This window comes from Xanthomonas arboricola pv. guizotiae, assembly GCF_002940205.1.
GTDB classification, from domain to species: Bacteria; Pseudomonadota; Gammaproteobacteria; order Xanthomonadales; family Xanthomonadaceae; genus Xanthomonas; species Xanthomonas arboricola_C.
This window is the reverse complement of sequence record NZ_MDSK01000017.1, coordinates 13,691-26,540: the sequence shown is the minus strand read 5'-3', so window position 1 is coordinate 26,540 and position 12,850 is coordinate 13,691. Positions and strand designations below refer to the sequence as shown.

At 65.7% G+C, this 12,850-nt stretch carries 8 protein-coding genes and 1 other RNA gene; 3 read left to right on the top strand and 6 right to left on the bottom strand.

Going from position 1 to position 12,850, the window contains the following annotated elements; all coding sequences use genetic code 11:
* Positions 1-16: 16 nt before the first annotated feature.
* Both XarbCFBP7408_RS11865 and XarbCFBP7408_RS11860 read right to left on the bottom strand, forming a co-directional pair.
* Entirely contained in the window at positions 17-1,249 is a 1,233-nt protein-coding gene (locus XarbCFBP7408_RS11865; RefSeq protein WP_104563127.1) for a multifunctional CCA addition/repair protein, read from the bottom strand.
* 968 nt (positions 1,250-2,217) lie between these two features.
* Positions 2,218-4,191 carry a transglycosylase SLT domain-containing protein gene (locus XarbCFBP7408_RS11860; protein ID WP_181106474.1) on the bottom strand — a complete coding sequence of 658 codons (1,974 nt, stop codon included), beginning with the start codon at positions 4,189-4,191 and terminating at the stop codon, positions 2,218-2,220.
* Between the two features lie 271 nt (positions 4,192-4,462).
* On the opposite strand from XarbCFBP7408_RS11860, the gene XarbCFBP7408_RS11855 reads away from it, so the two are divergent.
* Both XarbCFBP7408_RS11855 and XarbCFBP7408_RS11850 read left to right on the top strand, forming a co-directional pair.
* Positions 4,463-7,342: a TonB-dependent receptor plug domain-containing protein gene (locus XarbCFBP7408_RS11855; protein ID WP_104563126.1), complete on the top strand. Its 2,880-nt coding sequence runs from the start codon at positions 4,463-4,465 to the stop codon at positions 7,340-7,342.
* A gap of 327 nt (positions 7,343-7,669) precedes the next feature.
* Positions 7,670-8,413 carry a class I SAM-dependent methyltransferase gene (locus XarbCFBP7408_RS11850; RefSeq protein ID WP_104563125.1) on the top strand — a complete coding sequence of 248 codons (744 nt, stop codon included), beginning with the start codon at positions 7,670-7,672 and terminating at the stop codon, positions 8,411-8,413.
* On the opposite strand, the gene XarbCFBP7408_RS11845 is transcribed toward XarbCFBP7408_RS11850, so the two are convergent.
* Both XarbCFBP7408_RS11845 and XarbCFBP7408_RS11840 read right to left on the bottom strand, forming a co-directional pair.
* The gene (locus XarbCFBP7408_RS11845) at positions 8,390-9,097 is read right to left on the bottom strand and encodes a hypothetical protein (protein WP_181106472.1); all 708 of its coding nucleotides are present in this window, start codon (positions 9,095-9,097) and stop codon (positions 8,390-8,392) included. The two genes, XarbCFBP7408_RS11850 and XarbCFBP7408_RS11845, sit on opposite strands and share 24 nt — an antisense overlap.
* A gap of 89 nt (positions 9,098-9,186) precedes the next feature.
* Complete coding sequence (locus XarbCFBP7408_RS11840; RefSeq protein WP_104563124.1) at positions 9,187-9,378, bottom strand: MarR family winged helix-turn-helix transcriptional regulator; 192 nt, start codon at positions 9,376-9,378, stop codon at positions 9,187-9,189.
* 14 nt (positions 9,379-9,392) lie between these two features.
* Here XarbCFBP7408_RS11840 and XarbCFBP7408_RS11835 point away from each other — a divergent pair.
* Positions 9,393-9,468, top strand: a non-coding RNA gene (locus tag XarbCFBP7408_RS11835) — sX9 sRNA.
* A 49-nt stretch (positions 9,469-9,517) separates the two neighbouring features.
* Here the strand turns inward: XarbCFBP7408_RS11835 and betA are convergent.
* Positions 9,518-11,188 (bottom strand): choline dehydrogenase, encoded by a 1,671-nt coding sequence (gene betA, locus XarbCFBP7408_RS11830; protein ID WP_104563123.1) that lies wholly within the window; start codon positions 11,186-11,188, stop codon positions 9,518-9,520.
* Between the two features lie 172 nt (positions 11,189-11,360).
* Positions 11,361-12,833 carry a betaine-aldehyde dehydrogenase gene (gene betB / locus XarbCFBP7408_RS11825; protein ID WP_104563122.1) on the bottom strand — a complete coding sequence of 491 codons (1,473 nt, stop codon included), beginning with the start codon at positions 12,831-12,833 and terminating at the stop codon, positions 11,361-11,363.
* Positions 12,834-12,850 lie beyond the last annotated feature (17 nt).

Genomic DNA, 12,850 nt, shown 5'->3' with positions numbered 1-12,850 from the left:
ATGCGCGATGCATCGGCTACGTGCCGGGCTTTCTTGCGGCCGCAATCGCCGCAATCCGCGCCTTCGCCAATGCCTCGCCGATCTGCGGGCCCTGCAGGCCTTGTGCCGCCAGGTCGCGCGCATTGATGGCCAGCGCAGCGGCATGCAGGCGCTTGAGCTGTTCGCCCTGTGGGTATGCGGCATCTTCGCTGCCCAGTCGGCCACGCTTGTCGGCTTCGCAGACCAGCGCGAGTTGTGCGATGCGCTCGGGGCGGCGGAACGCGTCGCAGCGCACCAGCAGCTCGTGCACGGTGCGGTCGCGCAGCTCGGCCAGGCGATGCACGTTCAAGTGTTCGCGGCAGGCGGCGATGGCGAGCTGGCGATAATCCTGCGGCACTTTGAGCCGCTCGCACACTGCCTGCAGCGGGGCAACGCCGCGCTGTTCGTGCATGATGTGGCGCGGCCATTCTTCCGCTGGCGTGAGTGCCTTGCCCAGGTCGTGGGTCAATGCGGCAAAGCCCACCAGCGCGTCGCCGGGCGCCAGTCGCGCAGCCATGTCGCTGACCATTTCCTGGTGAATGCCGGTATCCACCTCCGGATGAAACTCGGCACGTTGCGGCACGCCATACAGTGCATCGATCTCGGGCAGGATGATGCGCAGCGCATCGGTGTCGTGCAGCGTGCGCAGGAATGCCGACGGCTGCGCACTTTCCAGCACGCGGCGCAATTCCTGCCACACGCGTTCGGGCACCAGGCTGTCCAGCTCGCCGCTGGCGGCCATCTCGCGCATCAGTGCCGCAGTCTCTGGCGCGACAGTGAAACCCAGCGGTGCCAGGCGTGCCATGAAGCGGGCAGCGCGCAACACGCGCACGGGATCTTCGACAAAGGCCGGCCCCACGTGCCGCAGCACGCGCGCCTGCAGATCGCGCGCGCCGCCATACGGATCGAACAGCTCGCCGGTGTCCTCGTCGCGCGCGATCGCGTTGATGGTGAAGTCGCGGCGCAGCAGATCCTCTTCCAGCGTCACCGACGGATCGGCATCCACCACGAAGCCGCGATAGCCGCGCCCGGACTTGCGCTCGGTACGCGCCAATGCATACTCCTCGCCGCTGCGCGGATGCAGGAACACCGGGAAATCCTTCCCCACCGGTTTGAAGCCCAGGCGCTCCATCTGCGCCTGATCGGCACCGACCACCACCCAGTCGCGGTCGCCAGCGGGCTGGCCAAGCAGGGCATCGCGGACTGCGCCGCCAACAAGATAGATCTTCATCGCGACATGATGCCCGATGCGGTGCGTGCGTCGTAGGGCGACTGATCCGCGGCTTGGCTGCAGGGCCTTTGCCCGCCCATCATCGCGGACATGCCGTAAGGCACAGTGGACGATCTACGGCTTTGCGGATAGATCAGCTGTAGAGCCGGTGCGGTGTGGCTTTGCTGCAGGGTCCTTGCCCGCCCGCCATCGCGGGACATGCCGCAAGGCAGTACGGCTTTGCGGATAGATCAGCTGTAGAGCGGGTGCGGTGTGGCTTTGCTGCAGGGCCCTTGCCCGCCCACCATCGCAGGACACGCCGCAAGTACGTCCCTGTAGGCTCTTACGCGGCATCCATGCCGCGTAAGGTCCCGCGACGGTGAGCGGGCAAGGACCAGTCGAGATGGTCGGTGTGCACAGCTAAGCGCAATGCTTGATGCGCGTTGCTTGATGCCGATGCGCCGGTTCAATGCGCGATGCGCGTTGAGCGGCAACCAGTCGGGATGTCTGCTGCGCATGGGCAAGAGCAGTGCGTGATGTGCATTTTGGATAGTGTACTTGCCCGGCCCAAAGGCCAACGTCCAATGCACGTCGTGCAACAAGCTGCTTTCAAGTGACTACCGACCAACTTTCTGGTGCGGTGTCCTTGCCGGTTGCGGGACCGTGTGGCGGCACGGACGCCGCCACCGAGCCTCCACGGACGGATTCACGGCGTGTCCCGCAAGCGGTGAGGGCACCGCGCCCTCGACGACCCGAGCCTTCGATGCACCGAAACAACGCAACGACGGGAAAAGCTTGGTTGGCCTCAGAGCCTCAGAGCCCCAGAGCCCCAGAGCCTGAAGCCTCAAAGCCCGAAGCTTAGGAACCTACCGAAAGGCAAGTATCAGGGCGGCATCGCCTAGCTTGCGCCCCAGGCCAAGACAACCACGCGCAACCGCGCAAGCACGACCACCTCATCCAGCCGCAATGCTTGGCGGCTGACTGGGAGCTCAGTCCTGCGCCGCGTTATTGGTCGCCTGGCCTGGCGTGCACACCGGCTTCAGGCGCCTGTCCACCAGCTTGCCCATCAGGCGATCGCTCAGCGGCAGCATGTCGCCGTTGAGCCGCCAGTCGTAGATCACGCTGAAAGCCAGCACGCGCGCGACGTACTCGCGGGTTTCCTTGTAGCTGATGGTCTCGATCCAGAAGTCCGGCTCGAAGTTGGGCCGTTGCGATTGCCAGCGCCCGGTCGGCCCCGGGCCGGCGTTGTAGGCGGCGATGGTGAGGTAGGGCAGGCCGTAGGTATTGAGCAACTGGCGCAGGTAGGCGGTGCCGATGGCGATGTTGGTGTCCGGCTCGTACAGGCTGGTGGCGCCCGCGTAACCGGGCAGGGCGATGCCCTTGGCCACGGCCGCGCCGGTGCCCGGCAATACCTGCATCAGGCCCATCGCGTTGGCAGGCGAGCGCGCGCGCGGATTAAAGATGCTTTCGGCACGGATCTCCGCTGCCACCCAGGCCGGGTCGATCGCGTTCTTGGCCGCTTCGCGGCGAATGCTGTCGTCGTGATGCAGCGGAAAGCGCAATGCATACAGGCGTTGTTCGTCCGGCTGCTTGCCGAGCGCGAACACTGCGCGATCGAACCAGCCATTCTCGCTGGCCACCTGCACCGCCAGCCGGCGCTGGGTGTCGTCGAAGCGGCTGGCGGCATCGTTCCACTCGGCCACGGCCCAACCGGGGCGGTCGATCTGGAACAAGGCGATGGCGCGGAGCAACGCCGGATCGCGCGCGACGGCGGCCTTGGCCTGCGGGGTGTCCTTGGGCTCCCACGGGCACAGCCGATAAGGCTGCTGCAGACGATCGGCGGCCAGGAAGCCGTGGAAGGTCGGTGATTGCGCGGCTGCGCGATACAGCGGCTGCGCGGCCGCGGCAGCGCCGGTCTTCTCGGCCAGGCGCGCCTCGAAATACTGCCAGCGCGAATCGCTGCGCTGGGTGGCGGGCATCTTGCGGATCGCCGCCAACGCGGCCGGCCAGTCGCCACGCGCCATCGCCTCGCGCGCGCGCCATTCGTGCAGGCGCTCGTCGTACGAGGCATCGGGCACTGCATTGAGGCGACGCGCCGAATCCGGCAGGTAAGACGCCACCGTCCACAGCGCGATCTGGTAAAGCACCTGGCCGCGCTGCGCCTCGCTGAAACCAAGCGCGCTGGCCAGCTGCGGCAACTGCTGCTCGGCCGCATCCGGGTCGCTCTTGGCGAGCTTGGCCAGGCCATCGACCGCGATGCGCCGGCTGCGCTCGGTCCTGGGCCAACCTGGTGCACGCGGGTGAACCTTGTCGAGAAAGGCAGCGTAGTCGGTGGCCAGTGCCAGTTCGGCCGCCGGCAGGCCACGCGCAGCGGTGCGCATCACTGCGGGCTGCTGTGCATCGGCTGCGGCTTCCACCCGTTCCCACCGCAGTGCCGGTGTCAGCTCACCGCGCGACTCCAGCCCGGCGACCACCGGATCGCAGGCGTCGGGCAGGCCCTTGCCGGTGCGCCATAACGTCAACGCATCGCGACTCCACTGCGCATCCAGCTTGCCGGTTGCCTGTCGCGCGGTCAGCTGCGCACAGCGCAGGCCGACGTTGTCGGTGGGTTTCCAGTTGGCCAGCAACGTGGTCCAGTCCTGACGACGCGCCACCGCCGGCAACCAGGTGCTGCGGAAGCTTTCGGCCACCGGCTGGCCTGCATAACGCTGCAGGAATCCCTGCGCCTGCGTGTTGGAGACGTTGTCGATGTTGCGCTTGAGCGTGGCAAATTCCAGCCAGCCATAGAGCGGGTGACGGCTCAGGGCACCGAGCTGACCGGCATCGGACTGGCCGCGCTCTGCAGCGGCGATGGCATCGCGCATGGCGGTCAGTTGCGGGTCGAGGCTTTGGGCATGCAGCGTGGTGCTGCCAAGGCACAGCAGGCTGACGAAAACAGTGGCAAGACGGGGGGCATAAGTCATTGCGCGATGATACCGAAGCGCGCCTGCGCGCCTGAGTGAATACGCGCAAGATCGATTCCCGTCAGCGCTGTCGGCAGCGACATGCGCCGCAAGGTGCAGAAGCGTCCCGTTGGCGCGCGGTCTTGGTCTGCGGCCCGGCGCGCAATGGGAAGCGTCTCTCACTGCCTGCATGGTTGGCTTGCGGGGCGTTAAGGTTTCGTTTAAAAGTTGGGGCGGACCGCAGGGCACGGGGGCGTGCGGACACTTAGCAGTCCTTCTGGAGAGAGAAAGGATGAAGCGTCTGATTGGCTCCCCGCGGTCATGCCTGGCCGTGCAGTTGTCGTTGTGTCTGATTCCCACACTCGCCTGGGCGCAACAGCCCGAGGCCGCCCCGAGTACGCGCACGCTCGACAGCGTGCAGGTCACCGGCACCCGCATCAAGACCGCAGAGTTGCAGGGCCAGGTGCCGATCCAGACGCTCAACCGCGCCGACATCGAACGCACCGGCCTGACCTCGATCGGCGAGGTGCTGCAGGAACTCACCGCGTCGGGTTCGGCGCTCAACGCCAAGTTCAATTCATCCGGCAACTTCGGCTTTCCGCCCGATGGCGGCGGTGTGGGCGCCGGCTCGGCGCAGGTGGATCTGCGCCATCTCGGCTCCAAGCGCGTGCTGGTGCTGGTCGATGGCATCCGCTGGGTCAACGAGTCTTCGGCCTCCGGCGTGGGCTCGTCGACCGATCTCAACACCATTCCGTTGGCGATCGTGGAGCGCATCGAGGTGCTCGAAGACGGCGCCTCGTCGCTGTACGGCTCGGATGCGATCGCGGGCGTGGTCAACATCATCACCCGGCGCAGCTTCGACGGTGCGCAGGTCACGCTCAACTACGGGCAATACGGCAAGGGCGACGGTGCCAACCAGGGCATGGACCTGGCCTGGGGCACCAGTGGCGAGGATTTCAGCCTGTTTCTGGGCGCCAGCTACGTCAAGCAGGATCCGATCTACGCACGCGACCGCGCGCAGGCCCGCTTCCCGATCCCGGGCACCGGGCTGACCTTCGCCAGCTCGGCAACGCCGGATGGTCGCTTCCAGTTCGTCGACCCTAACACCGGCGCGCGCCAGAATCTCACGCCCAATGCCGGCGTCGGCACGCCGCAATACGATGGCAGTGCCGGCTGTGCGCGTAGCGACGACTACCACTGTTTCGGCACCGCAGACCGCTACAACTTTGCCCAACAGAACCTGTTGCTGACACCGTCCGAGCGCAAGGGCGTGTTCGCGCAATTCCGCTATTACTTCAACGACGACGTGCAGTGGTACGTCAAGGCGCTGGGCAACCGGCGCGAGTCGACCAACCAGGCGGCGCCCGAGCCGATCTTTCTCGGCCCCGATGCCGGCACCGGCAACCCGCTGGCCGACAACATCGTGATTTCCGCGCTCAATCCGTTCAATCCGTTCGGCTTCGAGTTGAACTCGGCCACCAACCTGATCCAGATCGGCCGCCGCCCGGTGGAAGGCGGGGTGCGCCGTTTCGAGCAGCAGGTCGACACGCAATACTTCGGCACCGGCCTGGTGGGCACCTTCGAAGGTGCGGCGCGCACCTGGTTCTGGGACATCAACGGCATGTACAGCAAGAACAAGGCCGAACAGACCAACTACGGCAGCTACAACCTCTACAACATCAACCTTGGCCTGGGCGATCCGGCCGCGTGCGCGGCGGTGGCCGGCTGCGTGCCGCTGGATATCTTCAGCGGCGCCGGCAGCATCACCCCGGAGATGTTGCGCTGGATCCAGCCGGTGGTGCGCGACCGCAGCCAGAACGAGTTGAGCCTGTTTACCGCCAACCTGAGCAGCGAGCTGTTGCAGCTGCCCGGTGGTGCGGTGTCGTTCGCCACCGGCTACGAATACCGCAAGTACGAAGGGTCTTACCAACCCGATCCGCTCACCGTGGCGGGGCGCTACAACGGTGTGCCGTCGTTGCCGACGTCAGGCAGCTACGACGTCAACGAGGCCTATCTCGAACTCAATATCCCGATCTTCGCCAATGCGTCGTTGGGCGACAAACTCGACTTGAATATCGCCGGCCGTTATTCGGATTACTCCACTTTCGGTGGCGAGTTCACGCCAAAGTACGGCTTGCGTTGGCAGGTCACCGATGAGTTGGTGCTGCGCACCAGTTATGCAGAAGGCTTCCGTGCGCCGACCATCGGCGAGCTGTTCGGTTCGGCCGCGCGCGCCGATCTGCAGTTGTCCGATCCATGCTCGATCGGATTGGGCGGCACTGCGCCGCGTGGCAGCGCCTCGAATTGCGCATCGCTCGGCGTACCGGTCGGCTATCAACAGGCCAACCAGCAGATCTCGGTCACCACCGGCGGCAACGAGCAACTGGATCCGGAACGTTCGCGCAGCTTCAGTGCCGGCTTCGTGTTCAGCCCGGGCTTTGCCAGCAATGCCGGCTGGTCCGATCGCCTCGATCTGGAGATGACGTTCTATCGCCATCATGTCGATGGCGCGATCCAGGCGATCAATGCGCAAACCCAGCTGGATCTGTGCGTGGATACCCTGGACGCACTGTATTGCAATGGCATCGGGCGCGCCTCCACCGGCGGCATCAATGCGTTCAACAACCGGTTGACCAATCTGGGTTCGATCAAGACCGACGGTTGGGATGTGGACCTGTTCTGGACGCTGCCGGAGACGGCGTTTGGCCGTCTCAAACTGTCCTGGCAGAACACCTTTGTGGGCCGCTACGAGGCACTCGGTGCGGCAGGGCAGCGCCAGCCGCAGGGGCCGGGCATCGAAGTGGTGGACAGCGCAATCCCCGAATGGACCAGCAACGCGGTGCTGGATTGGTCGCTGGGCAACTGGACCGCATCGTGGACGGCGCGCCACATCTCCAAACTCACCGAGCAATGCGGCGATGCGGTGGAATTTGCGGTGTGTTCCGATCCTGCCGCAGGCACCAATCGCCTGGATGCGATCACCTATCACGATGCACAGCTGGGCTATCGCGTCGATTGGCTCAAGGGGCTGCAGCTCACGGCCGGCTTGAACAACGTCTTCGACAAGGATCCGCCGCTCTGCCTGTCGTGCTCCCTCAATGGCTACGACGCCTCCACCTACGACATTCCCGGCGGGCGTTTCTGGTATGCGCGTGCGGATCTGAAGTTCTAGGTCTGCGATCCCCGCATTGCATGCTTTCGTGCCATGGCCATGGCCATGGCGGGCTACGGCTGGCGCAGCATCGCCGCAGCGCGTCGTGGCTGTCCCGGTGGATGGAGGGAAATGGGGCGGGGTGCCAGCACGTCGGGTATCGGCGTCCGGCGATGAGGTGCCTGGCACGACTGGGCCTTGGTGTCTCGCGCGACATCTGCCGGATGCTGTCGGCGACGTGTCTCGATTTTCTGGATCCAACGCGTTGGCGCCATCGAAGTGAAGTAGAGAGTGGGGGCGACAGGTGATAGCGTATGGCCGACGCCATCGAGGGATGAGTCACCTAGCATGTTCAAGTTGACCAGAAGTGGTCTGATCTATGGCGCTTCCAGCCATCCGGATGGCCGCAATGTGCGGCTTCGGCTCGCGATGTTGCAAGAAATGGCGGCTTTCCCATCTGGTGGATTTGCCGACATCGGCGGCGGTGAAGGCAGCTATGCACTATGGCTTCTGGAGCACTGCCAACATCTCTGCCTGATCGACGTGGACCCAAGGGCATTGGAGCGCGCGCGACAGCGTCTTGCCCATGCCGCGCAGGCGGCATTCGTCGAAGCACCGGCCGAGGCTACCGGCTTGCCTGGGCAACGCTTTGACGCCGCGTTTTTGATTGAAGTGCTCGACCATGTGGATGATCCGTCCGCGGCACTGGCCGAAGCATTCCGGCTGCTCAAGTCCGGAGGGGGGCAGCTCTATCTGACCGTTCCCAACAAGGCGTTCCCCGTGGAGACCCATCCTGTCCGCCTGGGCAAAGCGTTTCTTTCGCCGCGCTGTATGCCATTGCTCCCCTGGTTCGGCTGGCTGCACAGACGCCTGGCTACTGCACGGGTGTTTTCTGCGACGGCGCTGGTGCGGATGATCGAGCAGGCGGGCTTCGTGGATGTCAGGATCGATTACCTGATGCCTCCGTTCGAACGCCATCCCTGGCTGCAGCCGCTATCGGCGTGGTTTGCCCGCACGCCGCTGCGCAGGTTCGGGGTCAGTCTGTGTGCGGTTGCGGTGAAACCTGCATCAGCCTTTGATTACGCCAGCTAGACGAAGCGTCGTGCTGTTCGTCTCCGCATCCGGCGTGCCCAGCTTGCCGTCCAGCGCGGGCTTCCGCGTCGCGCCGCGTCCGCCCACCGTGTTGTATTGCCGGGAATGGTCACTGTCGTGCGGGATTCGGGGGATACTGAAATATGCGATGGTCATGTCCATCCAGTACGGCACGTTCTCGCCGGGAAACACCAGCTCACGCGTGTGCGCACCCACGCCTTCGGCGAGCACGACAGCGTCGTAGCGCGCGCAGTGGCCGCTGTGGAAGGTGATGTCGACGCCGTCGTGGTCCTGCGCGAGGTCGCAGATGCTGTCGCCGACGCGATCGGGCACGCGCTCGTGGGTGGCGTCGTACAGGATGCGCGCAAGGTCGCCGCGACGGATTTCCAGGTCGGCAGTGGGCCCGCTGTCGGTGTCTGACTCGTCTGCTTTGAAACGCGCAATGACCCGATTGTCTTCGCTCGCCCAATCGGCGCCGAGCTCCTTGGTGCTGCGTTCGAATGCGCGCGCTTCCAGTCCCATCCGGCGCAGCAGCTCGCGGGCATTGCCGCGCACGTCGAGGTTCTGGCCGCCATCTCGAAACGCCGGCGCGCGTTCGACAACCTTGACTCCGTAGGCGTCAAGCCACCATGCCGCAGTGGTTCCAGCGACGCTTGCGCCGCTGATGAGAATCCGACGGGCCATGATGCCGCTGCTGCAATGGATGCTCCACGCATGATGCTATTCGCCTGCAGCGGATTCCAGGTTGTCGATCAGTCGAGCAAGCAGAACGGTCAGCAGCCTGGCTTCTTCGCCGGAAAATCCCGAGACGTCGACGGCATGGAAGTGAAGCAGCGCGGTTCGGCCGGTGGCGGCAGCGTCTTCCCAGCGGCGGTCAACCGAACCGTGGCAGCGCGTTTGTCGCTGGACAGCGCCTCATGCCCAATCAACGCCATCGCTTCGAGCTTGTCCAGCAGCGCGGCCAATGCTCGGAATCCGCATGCGCCACTCGCACACGCCGGTTCTGAGCGCGCCGTCCGCCCCACCTGACGATTGCTCGCCACGTGTGGTTAGCCGCTCTCAGTACGTCGTCGCGCATCCGCAGGCCTCACTCGTGGCCGATCGTTATCGGCGCACCGGCGCATCGCCGGCCACGTAGTAGTCGGCGGTGCTGCGCGGCAGTGGCGTGCGGCCACGCATGCGGTCGGCGATCTTCTCGGCGATCATGATGGTGGTGGCGTTGAGGTTGCCGGTGATGATGCGCGGCATGATCGAGGCATCGATCACCCGCAGGCCGTCCATGCCGTGCACGCGGCCCTGTCCATCGACCACCGCCATGTCATCTGTGCCCATCGCGCAGGAGCAGGACGGGTGATACGCCGTCTCTGCGCGTGCGCGCACGAAGGCGTCCAGCTCGGCATCGGTCCTGCAGTCCGCGCTGGGGCTGATTTCACGGCCGCGGTAGGCATCCAGTGCGGGCTGGGCGATGATCCCGCGGGTGATGCGGATCGCATCACGAAATTCCTGCCAGTCCTGATCGGTGGATTGGTAGTTGAACAGGATCGACGGATGCTGGCGCGGGTCGCGCGACTTGGCATGTACGCGCCCGCGGCTGGGGGTGCGCATCGAGCCCACATGCGCCTGGAAGCCGTGTTCCTTCACCGCATTGCTGCCGTTGTAATTGATCGCCACCGGCAGGAAGTGGTACTGGATATTGGGCCAGTCGAACTGTTCGCGCGTGCGGATGAAGCCGCCGGCCTCGAACTGGTTGCTGGCACCGGTGCCGGTGCCGGCGAACAACCACTGCGCACCGATCGCCGGCTGATTCCACCATTGCAGCGCCGGGTACAACGATACCGGCTTGGTGCAGGCGTACTGGATATAGACCTCCAGGTGGTCCTGCAGGTTCTGGCCGACGCCGGGTAGGTCGTGCACCAGCTGCACGTCGAGTGCGCGCAGCAGGTCCGGCGCGCCGACACCGGAGCGTTGCAGCAGCTGCGGCGAGGCAATCGCGCCAGCACACACCAGCACTTCGCGGCGCGCATGCGCGTCGATGCCCTCGCTGCTGTTGCCGACCAGGTAATGCACGCCGATCGCGCGCTTGCCGGCAAACAGGATGCGGTCGCTGGTGGCATGGGTGACGATGTGCAGGCCATCGCGCGGGCGCGCCATGTCCAGATAGCCGCGCGCAGTGCTTGCGCGGCGCCCCTGCGGCGTCACCGTGCGGTCCATCGGCCCGAAGCCTTCCTGCTGGTAGCCATTGAGATCGTCGGTGCGCGGGTAACCGGCCTGCACGCCGGCGTCGACCATGGCATGGAACAGCACGTTGTTGTCGTTCTTCGGCGTGGCCACGCTGACCGGGCCTTCGCCGCCGTGATAATCGTTGGCGCCGATGTCGCGCGTCTCGGCCTTGCGGAAGTACGGCAACACATCGCGGTAGCTCCAGTCCTCCAGGCCCGGCCGCTTGGCCCAATGGTCGAAATCCAGTGCATTGCCGCGGATGTAGCACATGCCGTTGATCAACGACGAGCCGCCCAATCCCTTGCCGCGCCCGCATTCCATGCGCCGGTTGTCCATATGCGGCTCCGGCTCGGTCTCGTAGGCCCAGTTATAGCGACGGCCCTGCAGCGGGAACGCCAATGCCGCCGGCATCTGGGTGCGGAAATCCAGCCGATAATCCGGCCCGCCGGCTTCCAGCAGCAACACGCTGATGCCCGGATCTTCGGTCAGGCGCGCGGCCAACACGTTACCTGCCGAGCCGGCGCCGATGATGATGTAGTCGTATTCGCGTCGCATGGGGTTCTCCTTGTTGCGGTGCCGGTGTGGAGCGGCTTTCAAGACGATTGCGTGGTGGGCGGATGTCGTGATTCGACACGACAGCGACCGAAATGGCAGCGCGATCCGCAGGCTGCGGATCGTGCAGCTCGCCGGCGTCGCCGGTGACGGCCTGCCAGGTGGTGTCGGCCGGTCAAAATACCGACGCGTAGCGTTCCAGTTCGACCTGGATGGATTTGGTGCGGGTATAGGCCTGCAGCGTGGCCAGGCCGTTCTCGCGGCCCACGCCGGATTGCTTGTAGCCGCCCACCGGCATCGGGGCCGGCGACTCGCCCCAGGTGTTGATCCAGCAGATGCCCGCCTGCAGGCGATGGATCAGGCGATGCGCGCGCGCCAGGTCGGGCGTCACCACACCTGCGGCCAGGCCGTAGGTGGTGGCATTGGCGCGCGCGATCGCTTCGTCCTCGTCGTCGTAGGTGAGCAGGCTCAGCACCGGGCCGAAGATCTCCTCGCGCACGATGGTCATCACGTCGGTGCAGTCGCTGAAGATGGTCGGCGCGACATAGCAGCCCTGTGCCAGCGCGCCATCGCGCAGACGTTCGCCGCCGCACAGCAGGCGCGCACCCTCGGCCTTGCCCTGTTCGATGTAGTCCAGCACGCGCTGCATGTGCGCGGCGCTGACCAGTGGGCCAAAGGTGGTGCGCGCGTCCAGCGGGTCGCCGATGTGGATGCGTTGCACGCGTGCCAGCAGCCGCGCCTCGAAGGCGTTGCGCAACGCGCGCGGCACGAACACGCGGGTGCCGTTGGTGCAGACCTGCCCGGAGCTGTAGAAGTTGGCCATCATCGCGATGTCGGCGGCCAGATCCAGGTCGGCGTCGGCGCAGACGATCAAGGGCGACTTGCCGCCCAGTTCCATGGTCACGTCTTTCAGCGAGGAACTGGAGGCGCTCGCCATCACCTTGCGCCCGGTCGCGGTGCCGCCGGTGAAGCTGATCTTTTCGATCTGCGGGTGCTCGGTGAGCGCGGTGCCCACGCTGGCGCCGTCGCCGGGCAGCACGTTGAACACGCCATCGGGCAGGCCGGCCTCGGTGAAGAGTTCGGCCAGCTTGAGTGCGGTCAGCGGTGTCACTTCGCTGGGTTTGAAGATCATTGCGTTGCCGGCTGCCAACGCGGGCGCTGCCTTCCACAGCGCGATCTGGATCGGGTAATTCCATGCGCCGATCGCGCCGACCACGCCGAGCGGCTCGTGCCGCGTGTAGAAGAAGCTGCCTTCGCGCAATGGCAGCTGTGCGCCCTGCAGCGCCTGCGCCACCCCGGCGTAGTACTCCAGCACGTCCGCGCCGGTGACGATGTCCACGCTGCGGGTTTCGCTCAGCGGCTTGCCGGTGTTGAGCGTTTCCAGCTCGGCCAGCGCATCGTTGCGCTCGCGCAGCAGCGCCACTGCACGCAGCAGGATGCGCGAGCGTTCCACCGCGGTCAGTGCCGCCCATTGCTGCTGGCCGGCCGTGGCGCTGTCGACCGCGGCATCCAGGTCGTCGGCACCGGCGTTGTGCACATTGGCCAGCACCTCGCCGGTGGCGGGGTTGACCACCTCGAAGGTGTGGCCGCCGCGGGCGGGAACATAGCGGCCGCCGATATACAGCAACTGGTCGGGGAAACGTGGCATGACAAACCTCCTGTGGG

Coding starts and splice junctions, on each gene's coding strand:
- XarbCFBP7408_RS11860 (WP_181106474.1), bottom strand. CDS start 4,191: ATGACTTATGCCCCCCGTCTTGCCACTGTTTTCGTCAGCCTGCTGTGC.
- betA (WP_104563123.1), bottom strand. CDS start 11,188: ATGCGACGCGAATACGACTACATCATCATCGGCGCCGGCTCGGCAGGT.
- XarbCFBP7408_RS11845 (WP_181106472.1), bottom strand. CDS start 9,097: ATGGCCCGTCGGATTCTCATCAGCGGCGCAAGCGTCGCTGGAACCACT.
- XarbCFBP7408_RS11855 (WP_104563126.1), top strand. CDS start 4,463: ATGAAGCGTCTGATTGGCTCCCCGCGGTCATGCCTGGCCGTGCAGTTG.
- betB (WP_104563122.1), bottom strand. CDS start 12,833: ATGCCACGTTTCCCCGACCAGTTGCTGTATATCGGCGGCCGCTATGTT.
- XarbCFBP7408_RS11865 (WP_104563127.1), bottom strand. CDS start 1,249: ATGAAGATCTATCTTGTTGGCGGCGCAGTCCGCGATGCCCTGCTTGGC.
- XarbCFBP7408_RS11850 (WP_104563125.1), top strand. CDS start 7,670: ATGTTCAAGTTGACCAGAAGTGGTCTGATCTATGGCGCTTCCAGCCAT.